Origin of the sequence: Rubidibacter lacunae KORDI 51-2, from assembly GCF_000473895.1 — a bacterium.
Classification (GTDB): Bacteria; Cyanobacteriota; Cyanobacteriia; order Cyanobacteriales; family Rubidibacteraceae; genus Rubidibacter; species Rubidibacter lacunae.
The window spans coordinates 126,585-145,906 of sequence record NZ_ASSJ01000070.1; the positions used below are offsets into that span (position 1 = coordinate 126,585).

The 19,322-nt window shown below is 58.2% G+C and carries 14 protein-coding genes and 1 pseudogene; 11 read left to right on the forward strand and 4 right to left on the reverse strand.

The annotated features are described in order from the left end of the window. The first annotated feature begins 127 nt into the window (after nt 1–127). Complete coding sequence (locus KR51_RS12340) at nt 128–1,006, forward strand: DUF429 domain-containing protein (protein WP_232214607.1); 879 nt, start codon at nt 128–130, stop codon at nt 1,004–1,006. Between the two features lie 21 nt (nt 1,007–1,027). On the opposite strand, the gene KR51_RS12345 is transcribed toward KR51_RS12340, so the two are convergent. Beyond that, entirely contained in the window at nt 1,028–2,416 is a 1,389-nt protein-coding gene (locus tag KR51_RS12345) for an amidohydrolase family protein (RefSeq protein WP_022608225.1), read from the reverse strand. A gap of 294 nt (nt 2,417–2,710) precedes the next feature. Then, nucleotides 2,711–3,031, reverse strand: a complete 321-nt coding sequence (locus KR51_RS12350) for an Mpo1-like protein (protein WP_022608227.1) — start codon at nt 3,029–3,031, stop codon at nt 2,711–2,713. Between the two features lie 606 nt (nt 3,032–3,637). Here KR51_RS12350 and bchI point away from each other — a divergent pair. The 5 genes and pseudogenes from bchI (at nt 3,638) to KR51_RS12375 (ending at nt 9,720) form a co-directional block, all read left to right on the forward strand. Then, nucleotides 3,638–4,729, forward strand: a complete 1,092-nt coding sequence (gene bchI, locus KR51_RS12355; RefSeq protein ID WP_022608228.1) for a magnesium chelatase ATPase subunit I — start codon at nt 3,638–3,640, stop codon at nt 4,727–4,729. Between the two features lie 37 nt (nt 4,730–4,766). Then, nucleotides 4,767–5,594, forward strand: a complete 828-nt coding sequence (locus tag KR51_RS12360) for an ABC transporter ATP-binding protein (protein WP_022608230.1) — start codon at nt 4,767–4,769, stop codon at nt 5,592–5,594. 102 nt (nt 5,595–5,696) lie between these two features. Next, nucleotides 5,697–6,953: an MlaD family protein gene (locus KR51_RS12365; protein ID WP_022608232.1), complete on the forward strand. Its 1,257-nt coding sequence runs from the start codon at nt 5,697–5,699 to the stop codon at nt 6,951–6,953. Nucleotides 6,954–7,055: 102 nt separating this feature from the next. Continuing rightward, a complete protein-coding gene (locus tag KR51_RS12370; RefSeq protein ID WP_022608235.1) occupies nt 7,056–8,579 on the forward strand; it encodes a YcjF family protein in 1,524 nt (507 codons plus the stop codon). 323 nt (nt 8,580–8,902) lie between these two features. After that, nucleotides 8,903–9,720: pseudogene (locus tag KR51_RS12375) on the forward strand (DUF3598 family protein). 450 nt (nt 9,721–10,170) lie between these two features. Here KR51_RS12375 and KR51_RS12380 read toward each other — a convergent pair. Beyond that, a complete protein-coding gene (locus KR51_RS12380) occupies nt 10,171–11,364 on the reverse strand; it encodes a Coenzyme F420 hydrogenase/dehydrogenase, beta subunit C-terminal domain (RefSeq protein ID WP_022608239.1) in 1,194 nt (397 codons plus the stop codon). Between the two features lie 148 nt (nt 11,365–11,512). Between KR51_RS12380 and KR51_RS12385 the strand changes: the two genes are divergently transcribed. The 5 genes from KR51_RS12385 (at nt 11,513) to KR51_RS12405 (ending at nt 18,883) form a co-directional block, all read left to right on the forward strand. Then, nucleotides 11,513–13,054 (forward strand): bifunctional ADP-dependent NAD(P)H-hydrate dehydratase/NAD(P)H-hydrate epimerase, encoded by a 1,542-nt coding sequence (locus tag KR51_RS12385; protein WP_022608240.1) that lies wholly within the window; start codon nt 11,513–11,515, stop codon nt 13,052–13,054. Nucleotides 13,055–13,246: 192 nt separating this feature from the next. After that, complete coding sequence (locus KR51_RS12390) at nt 13,247–13,933, forward strand: ATP-dependent Clp protease proteolytic subunit (RefSeq protein ID WP_022608242.1); 687 nt, start codon at nt 13,247–13,249, stop codon at nt 13,931–13,933. Between the two features lie 104 nt (nt 13,934–14,037). Further along, nucleotides 14,038–14,643, forward strand: a complete 606-nt coding sequence (locus tag KR51_RS12395) for an ATP-dependent Clp protease proteolytic subunit (protein ID WP_022608244.1) — start codon at nt 14,038–14,040, stop codon at nt 14,641–14,643. A 234-nt stretch (nt 14,644–14,877) separates the two neighbouring features. Beyond that, complete coding sequence (locus tag KR51_RS12400) at nt 14,878–15,546, forward strand: J domain-containing protein (RefSeq protein WP_198016774.1); 669 nt, start codon at nt 14,878–14,880, stop codon at nt 15,544–15,546. Nucleotides 15,547–16,186: 640 nt separating this feature from the next. Next, a complete protein-coding gene (locus KR51_RS12405) occupies nt 16,187–18,883 on the forward strand; it encodes a CBS domain-containing protein (protein WP_022608247.1) in 2,697 nt (898 codons plus the stop codon). A 67-nt stretch (nt 18,884–18,950) separates the two neighbouring features. Here KR51_RS12405 and KR51_RS12410 read toward each other — a convergent pair whose 3' ends face one another. Then, nucleotides 18,951–19,280, reverse strand: a complete 330-nt coding sequence (locus KR51_RS12410) for a hypothetical protein (protein ID WP_022608249.1) — start codon at nt 19,278–19,280, stop codon at nt 18,951–18,953. Nucleotides 19,281–19,322: the final 42 nt, after the last annotated feature.

Below are 19,322 nucleotides of genomic sequence, written 5' to 3' on the forward strand. Positions count from 1 at the left end.
TGAAGCAGAGAACTGACGACTTGTATGCGGTTAAGCACCGCGGCTTCTCCCAGTCGACATTTGGGGGATTATTTCGGGACGCGTGGCAAGAGGATGTCTGGCGACGCGAAGCAGAAAATTGTGAAAGGTGTCCTATCTTCGCGCAGAGCCTGGATACAACAAAGTATTTGGCGGTAAAGTCTTAGCGGGTCAAGAGCTCGATAGCAACGAGGGCGATCGCTTGCGATTTTTGGGCGTCGATTTAGGGTGGAGTACCGGCCCGACGGGGTTGTGCTGCCTGGGCTGGGAGAACGATCGCCTGCAGCTACTCGCTCTCGAGCGCTTGAGCGCCCTGGATGACATCCTCGACTGGTGCGATCGCTACACCACCCCCGACTTGCCGGCAGGCATCGCCGTCGACGCGCCGACAATTATTCCTAACGCTACAGGCATGCGCGTGCCCGATCGCCTCGCGCACAAGTTCTTCAGCCGCTATCATGCCGGTTGCTACCCGGCGAATCTCGGCCGGTCGTTTGCCGCGCGCACGATCGCCTTCGGTACGAGTTTGGAAGCCCAAGGCTTCGTCCATGCCGACGCGATCGCGCCGCGCCGCCCACAACGCTTCCAAATTGAAGTGTTTCCCCACGCGGCGACCGTGCAATTATTTCGGCTCGATCGCATTTGCAAATATAAGAGGGGCCGCCTCAGCGATCGCAAGCGCGAACTCGCGCGCCTGCGCGGATACATCGCCGACGTGCTGCCAGTCCTCGAGCTACCATTGGACTTCGCCAGCTCGCCAGTCGCGTTGCCGGATGACTTCGCCGACCTGACTGGAGCTGCTCTGAAAGCCAGTGAAGATCGCCTGGATGCAGTCATCTGCGCTTACGTTGCCGCCCACTGGTGGTGGTGGGGAAGGGCTCGGACCCAGGTGCTCGGCGACATCAAGAGCGGTTATATAGTGGTGCCCCTGGCCAGCGATCGCGCTACTGACGAGCCCAGACAAGCTGATGCGGCGGCCGTTCCTTAGTCGCACGATCGCTGCAGGATACTATCGCGTGCCGACTAAGACCGATTGCGGAAGCGACTTCCGCAAGCGATCGCCATAGAGTGAGAGAGCATTCCCACCGAGCAATCGCGCCAGATGGTCGCGATCGTAATCGGCACAAGTTGCTGCATCTTTCACTGAATCGGTCAGCACGCCATCCCAATGACCGTAGTCGCCGGAGAAACACGGAATGCGCTTGCCCGTCTCGCCCATGGCATAAGCCATGTACGACGGACCCGGATCGTCGGATTCAAACGAGGCAAAAACTTGTCCGCGTTCGAAGTAATCCATCGGATCGCGATGGCGCAAGTCGGAGTGCTCGAAGAGACTGGCGTCGTCAATTTTGGTCGGGTCGTGCTGCGCGCTCCACATCAAATCGAAGAGGTTGCGCGCTTTCGAGATGATGTTAATTTGGTCCTTCCCGCCTTTTTCCTGAATCATCAGCTTCGTGAATTCCATCAGCGACGGACGATACGGATGCTGAGGATCGAAGTCGCGAATGCGCTTTTCCCAATGTTCGTGGAATGCATGGGCGAGGTCGGGAATCCAGCCGCAGCCCCCTTCTAGGAAGCCAACACGCAGCGTCGGAAACTGCTCGAAGGCACCATCAAACACCATGCGCGCGAGCGCGTGTTGCTGTTGGTTGCGCTGCACGAAAACATGCGTGAGCACAAAAGTTTCCGTATGGTCGGAAATACCGCCCATCATGTACGAACCCGGTCCGCCGTGGATGGCGAGCGCGATGTCGAGATCGACAGCAGCCTGCAGGATCGGACGGAAGTCTGGATGCGAAATCGCTTTACAGGTGCGAATTTCTGGGAAGGCGTCGGGCGCGCTCGGATGAGGCACGGGCAGGTTAGGCGCAACGGCAACGCTAATGGTCCCCAACTCTTCAACACAGCGGTGCATTTCTTTGACGGCTTCGTCTACATCCTGAAGCGGAAGAACTCCGACCGGCTTGAGGCGATCGCCGTACGGGCGGCAGTCGTCAGTGATGTAGTCGTTATAGGCACGACATAGGGCGATCCCTAAATCCTTATCGAGGATGCTAGAGAAAATCAGATTCAGCGTTCCGTAAATGACATGAACGTCAATCCCTTCGCGATCCATGTGCTCGATGCGAATCCTATTGAACATCGCGCCTAGCGTGGTTTCCGGGTGCAAATTGCGAAAGCCACCTTTGCCCAATCCTTGCGGTTGTGGGAACATTCGCATGTAATCGTAAGCGCCAGTTGCGGGGTTCCAATCGCGAATCTGGGCGCGCTGGTCGCCGAGGCTATCGACAACGAGCCCGACGCGATCGCGATACTCGGGCGCAATATAGTCGCGCAGAATCAGCGGATTTTCGAGCTTGTGGGCATCAGCGTCAATAACAAGAAGATCTTGATACATGGGAGCTCCTCAAAAGCAGAAAAGAGTAATGAGTCAACAATGCAAGAACAAGCGCAGGAAAACCCATTTGATCTGAGTTCAGTAGATACTCGATGCTCGACAGCGCGACCATTGGGTGCAACGAGCCTGGAACGCGTTCGTCGACAACGCAAGCGAGCTTATAGCCGTTACGGGATTCGCCAAACCTTCTGGTTTTAACTCAAATAAAACCGGTTTAGGTACTCTGAAATGCCATGCCATCAAAGTCCGCTGGCATGGCAATCCATGCATCGGACTCCAAGCACCTAATTCCTATCAGGATTGCTTGACAGGTCGCGTTCGAGCTTGCCAAAGTTGGCGCAAACCGAATAAATTCTCGAAGGACCAAGACATTGAAACGAGGATAACAATCCCCGGATACCTCCTAAAGGCCGGTTCGTTTTTCTCGAAGAGCGCATGCCCGCCAAGAGCAAGCACCTGAGTGAGAACACCACACAATAACGCGACTCTCCAGTCATAGAAGAGGAAAACAATTCCGGCAATAACAAGCAGGTTGACGATGTGGTGGAGCAGAATATTAATAGGATGCTGATGGCAGGCGACAAAATGAGCCTTTGCTGCTTGAAAGTAGCTCAATATCTTTCTCCTTAAAAGAACATGCAAGACTCATGCTTGCTGGTTAGCTCAAGGGTAGCACCAACATTAGCTGCAGGCGCGCGCCTTTCGTAAACTTTTCTTGCGAGCACGATCGCAAACATCAAAGGTCCGATAAAGTTCGCAAAGTCATGGAATCGCGGCCTTAAGGAAGGGTCAGAAGCTCGTTTCGCTCTATTATCGTTAGCGGGCTGTCAATGCGAGCGAGCGATCGCATTTTTTCGAGCGTTAGTCTATTGAGCGCTACTGCACTCGATTGAATCGATTAACCAAATACTTCAGATACAAATCTCCTCTTAAAATAGTCTCATAAACCTTCAGCAAAACTGCTTTTGAGTAGCTCAGAGACAAGCACCGGTTAACCGGATTGATTGCACGCGCCTTGTGAAGCCCTGTTGCTTGCTCGGCTGAGTTTCTCTTTTTGTAAATTCAGGACTGAATCGGGATGCATCCTGCACGGGGTTCGAAGCGGGATATGCCCCCGTTGGACTTTCAACGGACAGGGTGTGGAGCGGCTTGCTGTGAGTGTATTGAAGCGACTGTGGCACAATGATGTGATGTTTGCCCAGCTCCTCGAGACCGCTACCTATGACCGCTGCTTCCGTCTCAGCCCCGACCAATCTCCGCCGCCGCATCGTCTTCCCCTTCACGGCGATCGTCGGTCAGGAAGATATGAAGTTAGCCCTACTGCTCAACGCGATCGACCCAAAGATCGGCGGCGTTATGATTCTCGGCGATCGGGGTACGGGCAAATCCACCACCATCCGCGCGCTGGCCGACCTGCTGCCCGAGATCGAGATCGTTGCTGGAGATCCTTACAATAGCAGCGCTGACGATCCGGACCTCATGAGCGATGAGATCCGAGAGCAACTCGCACAATTGCCTGCCGGCGCAACCCTCGCGACTGCCAAGATAAAGGTGCCTATGGTGGACCTGCCGTTGGGGGCTACCGAGGATCGCGTCTGCGGCACCATCGACATTGAAAAAGCCCTTGCTGAGGGCGTCAAAGCTCTCGAGCCTGGGCTGCTCGCTCGCGCCAACCGCGGCATCCTCTATGTCGATGAAGTGAACCTCCTCGACGATCACCTCGTAGACGTTTTGCTCGATTCCGCCGCCAGTGGTTGGAATGTCGTCGAGCGCGAAGGAATTTCCGTCCGCCACCCGGCACGCTTCGTGCTGATCGGCTCCGGCAATCCGGAAGAAGGCGAACTGCGCCCCCAGCTGCTCGATCGCTTCGGCATGAGCGTGGAAGTTCGTACCGAGCGCGATCCCGAACTGCGGGTTCAGATCGTCGAACAGCGCTCCGAGTTCGACGCCGATCCTCAAGGCTTTGAGACCCGCTATCAAGAGCCCCAAGCGTTGCTGAGCGATCGCCTTGCTCTCGCCCAGCAACGCCTTCCCGACGTCAGTATCGAGTACGACATGCGGGTGCAAATTTCTCGCGTTTGTGCCGAGCTCGACGTTGACGGACTGCGCGGTGACATCGTCACCAACCGGGCTGCTAAAGCGATCGCGGCTTACGAGCAACGCGACGCGGTGACGGTTGATGATGTCCGGCGCGTCATGCCTTTATGTTTGCGCCATCGCCTGCGCAAGGATCCGTTAGAGACGATTGACTCTGGCTATAAAGTAGAGAAGGCTGTTGCCGAGGTGTTCGGATTGCAACTGCCTGCAGACTAATCGCCCGCAAAATAGTGAGTCGTCAGCACGCGATCGCATGACCACGACTACCTGCAATGGTGCACTTACCAAAGCGACGCCCGTCATCGAGTTGCGTGGAGTATCTAAATTCTTTGACAACAAGCCGATTCTCGACGAAGCCGACTTAGAAATTTACCCCGGCGACGCACTGGCTATTATCGGTCCCTCTGGAACGGGAAAGTCAACAATTTTGCGCGCGATCGCGGGCTTGATGCCGATCGACAGCGGCGAGATTTACGTCAACGGGAAGCTCCGCAAAGGCTTAATTGAAGAAAGCACCGACCCGCTTGCGATTAGCATGGTGTTCCAGCAAGCTGCCTTATTTGACTCGCTCACGGTAGCGGAAAACGTCGGTTTTGCCCTGTACCAGCACTCTCAGTTACCGCCCCAACGCATTCAAGAAATTGTCGATTACGCTTTGGAACTAGTCGGATTGCCAGGAGCTGGTCCGCTGATGCCTTCAGAGCTCTCAGGTGGGATGCGCAAGCGCGTTAGCTTCGCCCGCGCCGTTATGCACGATCCCGACAATCGCAATTCCGCCCCGTCGGTGGTGCTCTACGACGAGCCGACGGCCGGACTCGACCCCATTGCCTCAACCGTGATTGAAGATCTGGTTCGCTATCTTCAACGCGACGTATCCGCCTGCAGTACTTATGTTATGGTCAGTCACCAGGAGAGTACGATCCGTCGGACAGGCGATCGCATCTTGTTCCTTTATCAGGGCAAGTTTCAATGGTCGGGGTCCGTTAGCGAGCTGGACACAACGGACAATCCACTCGTGCGACAGTTCCTCAGTGCAAGCGTTCAAGGACCGATCAAAGTAGCTCCGGCCCGAAGAGTGTAAATGCAGGCAGATACGTTGCTCTAGTGCAGCATTCGAGCGATCTTGAGTCCGGTTGAGTGCGTTTAAACTACCGAATCCTAGATCCTATTGCGGGGAACCATCATGCGAGCGCGTACGCTGCGGGAAGGAGCTGTCGGACTCACCATGCTGATCGGACTGATCGCGATCGGCGGGTTGGTGGTGTGGGTCCGCGGAACGCGATTCGGCGTGCTGAGATACAACTTCACCGTCGAGTTCGATAACGCCAACCAACTCGTGGTTGGTGCACCGGTATACTATCGCGGCGTATCTGTTGGCAGGATCGACAGTATCGAGCCTCAGTCCGGCACCGTGGACGTTGAGGTGATCGTGACATCGAAAAGCCTGAGAATTCCGAGCGACGTGCTGATCCAGGCAAATCAGTCCGGGTTGATCGGGGAAACATCGGTCAATATCATTCCGCAAGCCGGGCTGTCAGAGGCACTGTCGGCGGATGCGACCGATCCCCTGGCTAAGGACTGCGATTCTACTCTCGTCGTGTGCGATGGCGATCGCGTGCAAGGTGAAGTTGGCGTGAGCATCGTGACACTGATCCTTACGGCAGAGGAAGCGTTGCGGGAGGTAGCAGTCGATACGCGAACGGTCGCAACCCAGATTTCCGAGCTCAGCAGCGAGCTGATCGAGCTGTCGGAAAAGGTGCAGGGCGAACTCGAACGGGCCGTCGATGCGGTTGAGGGAACGACTGGAGAGATGACAGAGCTCGTTCAGCAAGTCGGGGAGTTAGTCGAGAATACAAACGGTCTCGTAGCCGACAACCGCGATGATATCTCGCGCGCACTAGCCAACCTTGCCGACACCAGCGAGCAAGTTAACGCCGCAGTAGCCAGCGTAGCGCCCACCATCGAGCGCTTCGGTAATGAGTTATCAGAGTCAGACGTGGCGCAAATCGCGGAAGATTTGGAAATACTCGTCTCCAATGCGCGCGAGGCATCGGAGAACATCCGCGACGTGTCGCGGACGCTCAACGACCCCGAAAATGTCGTGCTCCTGCAGCAAACGCTGGATTCTGCGCGGGCGACGTTTGCCAACGCACAGAAGATTACAGCGGATTTAGACGAGCTGACCGGCAGCCCGGAGTTCCGCGATAACCTGCGCCGTTTAGTGGAAGGCTTGAGCGACTTGGTGTCTTCTGCCGGAGACTTGGAGCAGCACGTGGAAACGGCGCGCTTTCTGGGCGAAGCAGAAGCAATTGCCCGCGAGCTGGAACGACTGCAGCTCGAGCTGGTGGCTCGCGACCCGGCCGTCGAGTCCGCCGCCGATCGCGATTCAGATTCCACCATCGACCCCGCAATCGATCGATCCGAGCGATCCGAGCAATAGCTCCACCAGCAGTTACGGAGTATTGTTGCGGAGTGCAGCAGCACGATCGCTCGATGGCGCGCGGAGGCGTAGCATGGAGGATGCAGTAGAGCGACGCCGGGCGTGCTGGAGGTAACGGCAACCGCGACGCGCTCTCGACAGTCAAGTCAACTGCTCGGACACGGCACGCTGCGGGAGAACGTCAAGGCAATGCAGGAAAGCAACAAGCCCATGTGGCGCAAGCCCATTTTGATCGGCGGGCTCGGGTTATCGGCAGCGCTGTGGGCGTGGTCGAGCCTGCAAGACGCGCTTTGGCAAACCGGCGAATTTGGAGTGCTGAGCCTCGCAGCAGTGGGAACGGGGGCGTGGTGGTTGCAGCAGCAGTCGCGTCGCGTACCCACGCCAGCAGCAACGCCGGTCGATCGCGCGGCCCTCGAGCGCGAACTGGCCAGGGTGCGGGCGGCGATCGCCCAGTTGCAAGCCGAAGTTCCCCACGCCGATACTGCAGTGTGGGAAGGGCAGCTCGCGCAACTGCCGCAAACCCTGGAGCGACAGAAGCTACGCGTCGCAATTGCGGGCGGGGCGGGCACGGGGCGGGCACACCTCGCACAGGTGCTAGCTAACGAACCCATCAAGGCTGCGATCGACATTGCCGAGACCGCAACACCGCTGGTTGGTACCGACGATGACGCGGCAACGCGCGCGACTGTGCTGGCCGCGGATCTGGTGGTTTTCCTTATCCATGGCGATCTGACAGCATCTGAATGGGACTGCATGACGTTCCTGCGGGGCGAACGCCAGCGGGTCTTGCTTGCGCTCGATCGCCAAGATCGTTTTCTTCCAGAAGAGCGCGCTGCTATCTGGCAGCAGGTGCGCGATCGCGTCTGTCCGACCCTCGACGCTGCGGATCTGGTGGCGATTGCGTCCGCACCAGCACCGGTTAAGGTTCGCCGTCACGCCGATGACGGCACGGTGGGCGAGTGGCTGGAGCAGACCGCTCCCGATCTGATTGCCTTGCGCAATCGCCTGCAGCAGCTCGTCGCTACCGAGCAATCGCAGCTCGTCCTGGCGGCTGCGTGGCGGCAGGCACGGGCGATCGGTGCCGATATCAAGGCACAGCTTAATCGAGCGCGGCGCGAGCGCGCACTGCCCGTCATTCAGAACTATCAGTGGCTGAGTGCCGCTGCTGCCTTTGCCACGCCAGTGGCATCCTTAGATTTATTAGCAACGGCTGCAATCAACGCTCAGCTCGTTGCGGATCTGGGGGCGATGTATTGCCAGGATTTTTCGTGGCAGCAAGCTCAAACGGCTGCCGGAGCCCTTGGACGGCTGATGGCGCAACTCGGACTCGTGGAGCTGACGACCCAAGCAGTAGCCGGGCTGCTCAAGGGCAACGCATTGACCTATGCGGCAGGCGGTCTAGTGCAGGGCGTTAGCGCGGCTTACCTGACCCGACTGGCTGGGTTGAGTCTGATCGCTTACTTTGAGGAGCAAGAGTTACCGGCGGGTGGAGAACTGCAAGGCGATCGCCTTCAAAAACACCTCCAGGCGATCGGCGAGCAAACGCGCCGTGCAGCAATCTTCCAGGACTTCGTGCGCGGTGTTGCCCAGCAACTGCAGGCGAGAGCGGCAGCTCCAGCATCCTAGACCGCACCGACAAGCGCTGGCATCCGACCGATTAGGGCAAATGCGTACAGATTTCTTTGCTACGACCGAATTGGGGAATCAGCGATCTGGAGTGTTTGAACTTAGCTCTCAGTTCTCGTACCAACTCTAGGAAGCGCTGCGACAGATGGCAGATCCCGAACCAGTATTCCTTCGGATTGTTTGCCTCATCTTTCGTAGGTATTGTGCAAATTGGTATCAACCAGTCCAGATCGAGCCTCGCTTATTGCGAAAACCGAGCTGAGGTTCCGAGTCTATGTTTGCCCTAATCCGACCGATACCCAACTAGCATTTACCCCCCTCCCATGCAGTGGCAAAACCTTCTTCAACACCTCGGCGACTGGGAGGGTAGCTTCACCCGCCTCACACCACGGGGCGAACCGGTAGATGATACGCCGACCCTAGTCAGCCTGACCGGGCTGGACGACAACCGACGCATTCGCCAGACGATCGCGCGCTTCCCTGAGGGGGACGCGCCGGCACCGCAGGTGATTGAATACGGCTCGCTCAACCGCAACACGCTGGTATTTGAAGATGGGACGTTTTCGGTTGGCTCCAGCCAGTTTGGTCCCTTTAGCGAGTTCGGAGCGGAGATCGGATTTGTGGAGAGCGATCGCCGCTTGCGCCTGGTGTCGCTCTTCAATCGCGATAGCCACCTCAGTAGCATCACGCTGATTCGCGAACGGCGGCAGGACACGACGGCACCCGATCGCCCGCAAACGACTGTCGAGCAACTCGTGGGGACGTGGCAGGGGACAATAACAACGCTGTATCCGGACCTACGACCACGCGCGACGGCCGAGTCGCTGGTCACCGTGCGGCAGGTGGGCGATCGCCTGGAGTCCGTGCTGAAATCTGGGAGGTGGGAGTTGACGACGTCGGCGCGGATCGACGGCACGCGCCTGCTGTTCGATCGCGACGAGCCAACCGCTCAGGTGTTATTGCTGCCCGATGGGGCATCCTGCACGACCCCACTCGAGATCCGCAATCGTCAGGTTTTTTTTTGGAGGTTGGGTGGTTGTTCGCACCCGCCCGGCGGCGGCGCGCGATTCGCCGCTACGACGATCGCGGGACGTGGGTAGAGTTTGCGCTTATTGAAGAACGTAAGATTGCTCGAACGTAAGGCCGCTCGAACGCTACCGGGAAGGCTTCGAGGGGAGTGCGATATAGCTCTGCCTCAACTGAGTCCGAGCCGTTGCTCGGATCGCCGACGGTTCAGTGGTGGAATTTGACGGCAAGACCCTGCACGGATCTAGCCTGAATTATTCATGAACTCTTATGCGGAGATCCTATACCTTTTGCCGTAAAAGGCTTGCAGACTTTTTCGCTCAATGACAGTGCGTTTCTATACAAATAGATTGGAGCCTAGTCAGTGAAAGGGTTTGAAACTTCGTCAAAATCTTCGTGAATAATCCAGGCTAGCAACGACGAGCGCAGACCTATTCCAGAGCGAGATAACCCAGCGGCACTTCAGCAAGCTAAGGTACTTCTCTAGCTCCTACCCTCAGTGCCTCGTCCTGATGCGAGTACGAAATGAAAACCTCAATGTGCATCCCCAGCATCCGCCCCGTGTTCAATCCGGCAAATTGTACTGCTCCACGATGCGCTGGGCGTACTCCGGTACGTGATCTGCCAGCTTCTCCGGGTGGTTGCGTTTCACGTATAAATAATTGCGCGTGAAATGCGAGTCAATCGAAAAGCGCGCGTACTCCAACCCCTTCGGACCAATACGCTCGATAAATACACCCATCAACCGCGCCGCCCACATCGGCAACGTCACGCCCTTGTCATAAGCCGGAATGCTCTGCTGCACCGCCGCTCGGCGATCGCCCTGCGACCCGACCGGCTGCATCACCAACCGATCGGCAACCACCTCCAACATCTCCTTACCCGTGTCATTGCGCACCACGATCCACTGATACCCAAACGGCGCGCCCATATACCCGACCACCAAATCCGCCAGCGAATTCACGTAATCGAAACAACTCATACACGACGGCGCGAACACGTCCTTCAACTTGTTTGTCTTCAGTCCGAAGAACGGCACCATCTCCACCGACCCGTCCTCGTGCTTGAAGTGCACCCGAAAGTCTTGCATGAACTCGTAATGCACCACCGTCTCCGGCGATTGACTCGTCGTCTCCAAAAACTTCTGCAAACCCGCCCGCGTTACGTTATCCACGCACGGCGTCCCCAACACGTAAAGCTTCTCCAGCCCGAGCTTATCCTGCACCGCCCGCAGTGCCTGAATCTGGCACCCAACCCCAATCGCCAGCAACCGCTGCATCCCCGAGCGCTCCACCAGCTCCAACACCGACAAATTCGGCGACAGCGTCGGCTTATTCACCCGCGCCGCCAACACCTCCTCAGGCGTCTTGGCGATCGTCGGCTGCGGCTGAAAGCGATCGCCCGGCGCGCTTTGCACGCACACGACTCCTTCCACCAACCCGCGCTCCAACATCTCGCAGGCGATCGCGCTGACAATCCCCGTCCACTGCGCCCCCGCGATCGGCTCGCGCTTGCGCGCCGCGATCATCTCCTGATGCACCCCAAAATAAACGTCATCCGGCGCATCCAAGTCCCGACTGCGCCCGTGCGCGACCTCTTCCAGCTCCGCCACCTGTTGATTGAGGAACGCACAGGCATCCTTCACGTAATGCACGAAATAGGTATCGCACAACCCGCACTCGCTGCAGAGTTCCTTCGCAGGACGAGGGCTCCCGGGGCGGAGTGCGCGGGCCTTGTGGTGAGTCGGCGCAGCTGTCATGGGCGTTTGTAAACCGAAGTTAATATCGATTTCTCACGGTAAAGCAAGCCCCAGTCCCTCCGCTAGCGTGGGTAAACAAATGTGACGCGATCGCCGTCATCCTAAATTCCACCCGGCGCGATCGTCCCACCGCCATCCCAGCCCACCCATGCCTCCCAATCTCACCGACGCGATCGTCACCGCCGCCGAAATGCGCCAAATCGAACAGCGCCTGTTCGATGCCGGTCTGCCCGTCGCCGCCCTGATGGAAAAAGTCGCCGGTCGCATCGCCGCCCGCATCCAAACCCTCTATCCGCGCTCGCGCTATCCTCGCATCGGTATCCTCATCGGTCCCGGTCACAACGGCGGCGACGCCCTCGTTATCGCCCGCGAACTCCACCACAGTGGCTACCGAGTCGCCCTCTGGCAGGCAACCGACAAACTCAAAGACCTGCCCACCGCCCACCTCCGCTACGCCGATCGTCTCGGCATCCCCATCCACCGCACCATCACCCCGCTCCAAGCCAGCGATCTGATCGTTGACGGACTCTTCGGCTTCGGTCTGGAGCGCGCGATCGCGGGCAACCTTGCCGACAGCATCGCCCAAATCAACGCCTGGCAAATTCCCATTGCTAGCATCGACCTGCCCTCCGGCATCCACACCGACACCGGCGCGACAATGGGCATCGCCGTCCGCGCCACCCACACCCTCTGCCTCGGCTTGTGGAAACGCACCTGTTTCCAAGACCGTGCCCTCGCTGCACTCGGTACGACCGAACTCATCGACTTCGACATCCCACCCGCCGACATCCACGCTATCCTCGGCAACCCGCCCCCTGTCCGCATCCTCACCAACACGATCGCCCGCCAGCACTTGCCTATCCCTCGCGAGCCCACGACACACAAATACCGGCAAGGCTACCTTCTCGCAATCGGCGGCTCCCAGCGCTATCCCGGCAGTATCCACCTTACTGCTCTCGGCGCGCGCGCCAGCGGCGTCGGCATGCTGGCGATCGCGACCCCCGAGGCAGTCGTTCCCGGATTGATCGCCCGTCTCCCCGAAGCCCTTGCCCTGTCCTGCCCTCCCACCAACACCGGCGCGATCGCTGCCCTCCCCAACCACGCCGACCTCACCCGCACCACAGCGATCGCCTGCGGTCCCGGCATCACCCTCGACGCCGGACCCCTCCTCGATGTGGTGCTCGACCTCCCTCAACCCCTCGTCCTCGACGCCGACGCCCTCACTCTCCTCGCCCAACGCGACGCAGTTGCGACCCTACAGCAGCGCCGCGCTCCCACTGTCCTCACACCCCACGCGGGTGAGTTCCAGCGCCTTTTCCCGAAACTCCCAGACCCCAACGGCGATCGCCTTGCGGCCGTCCGAGCCGCCGCCGAAGTCTCCAACGCGATCGTCCTTCTCAAAGGAGCGCGCACTGCGATCGCGCATCCCAACGGCAACACCTGGGTCGTTCCTATTAGTACCCCCGCGCTCGCTCGTGGCGGCAGCGGCGACGTCCTCGCCGGACTGCTCGGCGGCCTCGTCGCCCAGCTACCCGGTAGCAATCTCCACACCCTATCCGCCACTGCCGCAACCTGGCATGCCCGAGCGGGGGTTATTGCGGCACGAGAGCACACCGAACTCGGTGTCGATGCCTTCACCCTGACCCAATATCTCACTCGGGCTGCTATGCAGATTACACGCGATCCCTAGGACCGTAACCCGCAGTTCGGTGCTTGCCGGACCCAAAGTTTTCCCTAGGTTAAGATCGGGACACGGACGGCTCGCGATCGAAAACGGAACCATGATGCATGGCATTTACACCCAATCAAGCTATGCGTGGCGAGCGGGATTCGGTCGCTAGCTATACGCGGTCCCCGACCTTACGACAGCACTGAAACCGCTATGAATTCGCCCATTCAGGCAGTCCAAGCTCCTTATTACGGCGACGCCATGCGTACGCCGCCGCCGCCAGATTTGCCCTCGCTGCTGCTCAAAGAACGCATCATCTATCTCGGGCTGCCACTGGTCTCCCCGGATGAATATAAAGAGCAAATGGGCATAGACGTGACCGAATTGATTGTCGCGCAGCTGCTTTACTTGCAATTTGAAGACCGCGAAAAGCCCATTTTTATGTACATCAATTCCACCGGGACCTCTTGGTACGGTGGCGAGGCGATCGGCTTTGAGACAGAAGCCTTTGCCATCTGCGACACCATCAACTACATCCAACCGCCCGTGCACACCATTTGTATTGGGCAAGCCATGGGAACTGCCGCGATGATTCTTTCTTCCGGCACCAAAGGTTATCGTGCTAGCCTTCCTCATGCGACGATCATCTTGCACCAGCCGCGTCAGGGCGCACAAGGTCAAGCAACCGATATCCAAATCCGCGCGAAAGAAGTCCTGGCAAATAAGCAGATGACCCTGGAGATCCTCGCCCGCAATACCGGTCAGTTATCCGAACGCCTTGCAAAGGATTCCGATCGCATGCTGTACATGACCCCGCAAGAAGCACTGGAGTACGGCTTGATCGATCGCGTACTGACCAGCTCCAAGGAACTTCCCAGTAAGGTCGCCGTTCCGAATTGATGACGCGGACGCAATTGACTGTTGAGGCAAATCACACGCGCTGGGGTGCCTAAATCCAGCGTCGACCATCATTCTTCGTTCTGCCTGAAAGGACCATTACAACCATGCCTATTGGTGTTCCCCGCGTTCCCTACCGCTTGCCCGGCCAGCCCTATTCGGACTGGGTCAATATTTACGATCGCCTTTACCGCGAACGAATTATTTTCATCGGGCGCGGCATTAACGACAGCCTGGCCAATCAGGTGGTTGCCGTCATGCTCTACCTTGATTCGGAAGACCCCGGCAAGCCAATCTACCTGTACATCAACTCCCCGGGCGGTTCTGTCACGGCGGGCATGGCCATCTACGACACCATGCAACACATCAAGTCAGAAGTCGTCACGATCTGTGTCGGTACGGCAGCCTCAATGGGAGCGTTCTTACTCGCAGCTGGCACACCTGGCAAACGCCTGGCTCTTCCGCACTCGCGGATCATGATCCACCAACCAATGGGTGGGGTACAGGGCAGCAGACAAGCTTCGGACATCGAAATCGAGGCCCGCGAAATTCTTCGCATTCGTCAACAGCTCAACGAGCTGCTAGGCCATCACACTGGAAAGCCCGTGGAGAAAATTGCCAAGGACACCGATCGCGACTACTTCATGTCTGCTGAAGAAGCACGGGAGTACGGATTGATCGATCGCGTGATCGAAGATCGCATGGCGGCTTAAAAGAACGCAACCGCACCGTCTGTAACGCACCGATCGTTGCAGACGGCAGTCTTTCTTTAAGCACTGGAATGACACGACGTAATTGACATGAACTTCACTCCAGACACCAGTGACGGTCTGCCCAAAAGCTTCAACGGCGAGTAAAGTCCATAGGGTATTTTCATTTCCTATACTGACAGCAAGATACGAGCTAATCAAAAAAAACTCTGCATATTGCGTGTCCTGGGAGAAGCGATGTCGAAGCGGAAGCTACGGATGAGTGTTGAGGAGTGCTATCGCGTGCTAGAGCTGAGTGTCGGTGCCGACTCAGAACAAGTAAAAGCCTCCTACCGACGTCTGGCCCGCCAGTATCATCCCGATATCAACCCCAGACAAGATGCCCTTGCGCATTTCATCACTCTGACCGATGCCTACAAATTTTTGATGAAATGTGTCGGCTCGCGACCGCCTGCCACTAAGTACGACCGCACCGCACCGCGCGCTGGTGCAACTAGTCAGGGACGCGTCCGCGTTGAACGCGAAGCCCCAACCGAACCAGCCTCGACAGCTACATCACCAGCCGCACCACATCAGGGCAACTCCACAACATCACAGCCACTCTCCGACCTCGATCGCCATCTCAAACGGCAGTCCTATCAGCAACTTCATGTCTTGCTAAAAGAGCAACGGTTCATCCGGGCTATCACCTTAGTTGAAAGCCTAGCCCGTCGCCTACCTGAAGACCGGGAAGTTCGCCAGTGGCAAGCGATCGCCTACCACTTGCACGGTCGAGATTTGGCCGCCTCGCACCAGACCGATAAGGCCCGCATTTATCTAAAAAAAGCGTTGCAATCCGACCCGCACAACCGGTTGCTTTGGACCGAAGTCGAACAAGATTTTCGCTTCTTGGAAGAGCAGATTTGAGGTATCGGAGTCGCCTGCTGACTGGACTGCCTACCGGCAGAACGTCCCGAGCAGATCCGCAGTAATACTTAGACGCTACCCGCGCTCGTCTTCCTCTCTTTAGCTAACTTCCTTTTTCTCATCCTCAAAGAGTACAGCATGTCCGGCTTTTGTCGAACGTAGCTTGTACGTTAGCAGTTGGACAATATCAGAGAGACGAAGTCGAGCATACAGGGATCGACCGGATGTCGTTTATACGCTCCACAGGTCTTGGATTTGAGGAACTCAGACCCTGATGTCAAGACTGCGAGCTATTTCGAGAGCAGCGGAAGAACGGGAGCTGACGGAGAATGGTTCGGGTAGTTTGATGAGTATCTCAAACAAGCTGGAAGCAGGCGCAAGGCGGCAACGCTAGGTCTTTTTATATCTGCAAGTGAACCTCGGGCAGGGAAAACTAACTGACTTTATGAAAAATATTTATTCTAAAAAAGGAAGTTAATAAAATGAGAATAGCTGCTAGTAGAACCATAACTTCCCCCGATCGGAAACGGTGTGGTTGGAAAGGCTGCATGCCAGTCATGAAACCGACCATTGCTACCCTCGCCGAATCGGCGTGTGACAGGTGCTTCGTATGCTGGAGGCAAATGTACGAGGAATTGTCGTGGATCTCGTTCTCTGCCATCAAACAGCTGATTTCGACACCTTGGGAGCTGCTGTCGGACTGACACGACTCAAGCCCGGCGCGCGCCTCATTCTCACCGGCGGGACTCATCCAGGTGTGAAGGAATTCTTAGCCTTCTATCGCGACAAACTGGCTGTCAGCGAACGACGCAGCATCCATCCCGACCGCATCCGCACCCTCGCTGCCGTTGATGCCCAGACCCGCGATCGCTTCGGTCCCGTTGCCGAGTGGTTCGACCTGCCAAACCTCAGCGCCGTGGAAGTCTACGACCACCACCTCGACGTCACTAGCGATCTGCCTGCCACGCTCCGTGTCGTCGAACCCGTCGGCGCCACCGCCACCCTGATCGCCGAACGCCTGCGCGCCCAGAACATCCTACCAACGCCAGTCGAAGCAACGGCTATGGCCTTGGGCATCCACGCAGATACTGGCTCCCTGACCTTCGAGCAAACCACTCTCCGCGACGCCCGTTCCCTTACCTGGTTGCTGGAGCAAGGGGCTAGCATCAGCGCGATCGCCGCGTTCCTGCAGCCCGCCCTCTCGCCACCTTTGCAACAGTTGCTTGCCACGGCACTCAAAACTCTACAAACCGACGCAGTTGCCGGACGCCAGCTGGCTTGGGTATTGCTAGCAGGTGACGCCTTCATTCCCGGGCTCTCCCGCGTTGCCGAACAGCTTTTCGATCTCACCGAAAGTGACGCTTTGCTGCTGGGCTATCGCTACCGGCGCGGCGATCGCAACAAGCTGATCCTGATCGGGCGATCGCGCCGCGACGCTGCCGACATGGGCGCGCTCCTGACCGGCTTCGGTGGCGGCGGTCATCCCCAGGCGGCCTCGGCCACGCTCTCCGACATCGCTCCGCAGACTACCTTCGACGACGCGCTCTCCCAGTTGCACGCGCTCGTCCCACACCCGCCCACTGCTCGCGAGCTGATGTCTGCTCCCGTCCGCACGATCCGTCCGGAAACCCCCATTGCTGATGCCCAGAGAATTCTGCTGCGCTACGGTCACTCGGGTCTATCCGTCGTCGATGCTAGCGATCGCCTCGTCGGTATCATCTCCCGCCGCGACCTCGACCTCGCGCTGCACCACGGCTTCGAACACGCACCCGTTAAAGGCTACATGAGCCGCAACCTCAAGACGATCGCCCCAGACGTGCCGCTGCCGGAAATCGAATCCTTGATGGTTACCTACGACATCGGACGGCTGCCAGTCCTGAACAGAGGCGAACTTGTCGGCATCGTCACTCGTACGGACGTCCTGCGCCAACGCCAGCACGACCGCGCCGTCGGTAGTCCAGCTCGACAGTCTCCAACCAACGCCTGCCTGCTGCCGAACCTCTGCGATCGCCTGGCACCGAAACTGTGGGACATGCTGCAAGGGGCTGCAACCGCTGCCAGCGATCGCGGCTGGCACCTGTATCTTGTCGGCGGAGCCGTCCGCGACGTCTTGCTTGCCGAGGACGGTCGACCGCTGCAGCTCGAAGATATCGATCTCGTCGTCGACGGTTTTCACAACGCGGCTACCGTCGGTGCGGGAGTCGAACTCGCCAACGTCATTCGCGACGGGTTCCCTGGCGCGCGTCTTGACGTCCACGGCACCTTTCAAACTGCAGCGCTGCTCTGGTCTGCTCGTAGCGATCTCGGGCCGCTCTGCGTTGACATCGCCACTGCCCGCACGGAGTTTTACCCCTATCCGGCTGCCAATCCCGAAGTCGAAGCCAGCTCCATCCGCCAAGACCTCTACCGCAGGGATTTCACCATCAATGCTCTTGCCCTGCGTCTGAGCGCGCCCAGAGCTGGTGAATTGCTCGACTTCTTCGGCGGCTATTTGGACCTGCGCGCGGGACTGATCCGCGTCCTCCACGCCAATAGCTTTATCGAAGACCCCACGCGGATCTATCGAGCCGTGCGCTTTGCCGTCCGTTTGCACTTCGAGCTCGAGTCCCAAACGGTTGATTACATTCACTATGCGATCGCCAGCGGTGCCTACGAACGCTCTCGTAGCGAGCGCGAGCGCGCCCCCGCCCTGCAAACTCGCCTCAAAGCCGAACTTAAATACATCTTGCAAGCTCCGTACTGGCGGCCGGCCGCGCACCTACTCGCCGACCTCGATGCCTGGCGGTGTCTGCATCCCGACCTGGTACTCACCGCTGAGTTGTGGTGGCAAGTCCGGTATCTCGATCGCTGCCTTCACCGCCTCGATCGCGACAACCAGCTCGACCGTTGGCGGTTGCGCCTCGAAGCAATTGTCGCCGCCCTACCCCATCGCGATCGCCTTGACGTGGCTGCCGCCCTCCAACTCCCTGCCGACAGCCAGGAGCGCTTGAGCACCTTGAACGCTGCTGAACCCGCGATCGCAACTGTATTGTCCAAAGACAGTCCGCCGAGCACGATCGTTGTTGCCTTGCGGAGGTATCAGCAGCCGCTCCTGCTCCTGGTGCTTGCTCGCGCCCCTAAACTGCTCCGCCGCCGTCTCTGGCAGTACCTCGCCCATTGGAGCCATATCCGCCCGCTGCTAGACGGCAACGACCTTCGCGCTCGTGGCTACAAACCCGGACCGCAGTATCGTGAAATCCTGGATGCATTGCTTGCTGCCTATCTCGATGGTAAGCTTGCCAACCGCGCGGCTGCCGAACATTGGCTAGAGCAGCACTATCCGCTCAATGCCCGATAGATCGGCAAGTGGCTGTTTGCGGCATTTATGCGCTGTCCGTTTGCCACGGCGGTGAGGACAAGGCAGATCAGCGGTGAACCCGCACCAGAACCCGCGTTCCAAAGTGAAGACCGGTTTCAGTCCAGAGCGGTGGTTCGTCCGATAGCATTTCAAATGCCGTCCGCGAACATACCACCATGCGCCCGTCTTCTACCAAAGCCAGTGGAATTGGCGCTCTCAACACAAAACAGCGGGCCAGTTGTGCGGCGAGAGCTGTCGGCGGGCTGTCGGCGGGCAGCACAGCTGTAATCGGGCTGTCTGGGGTCACAATGCGAATGCCATCTGCATCGCGATCTATCTGGCAATCGCGGCAAAACGCAATGTATTCCTCGGGAATTGTGGTCGGTTGCTTCTTCATATCGACAGGATATCGGCAAAGACCGGCGCGATCGCATCCAGC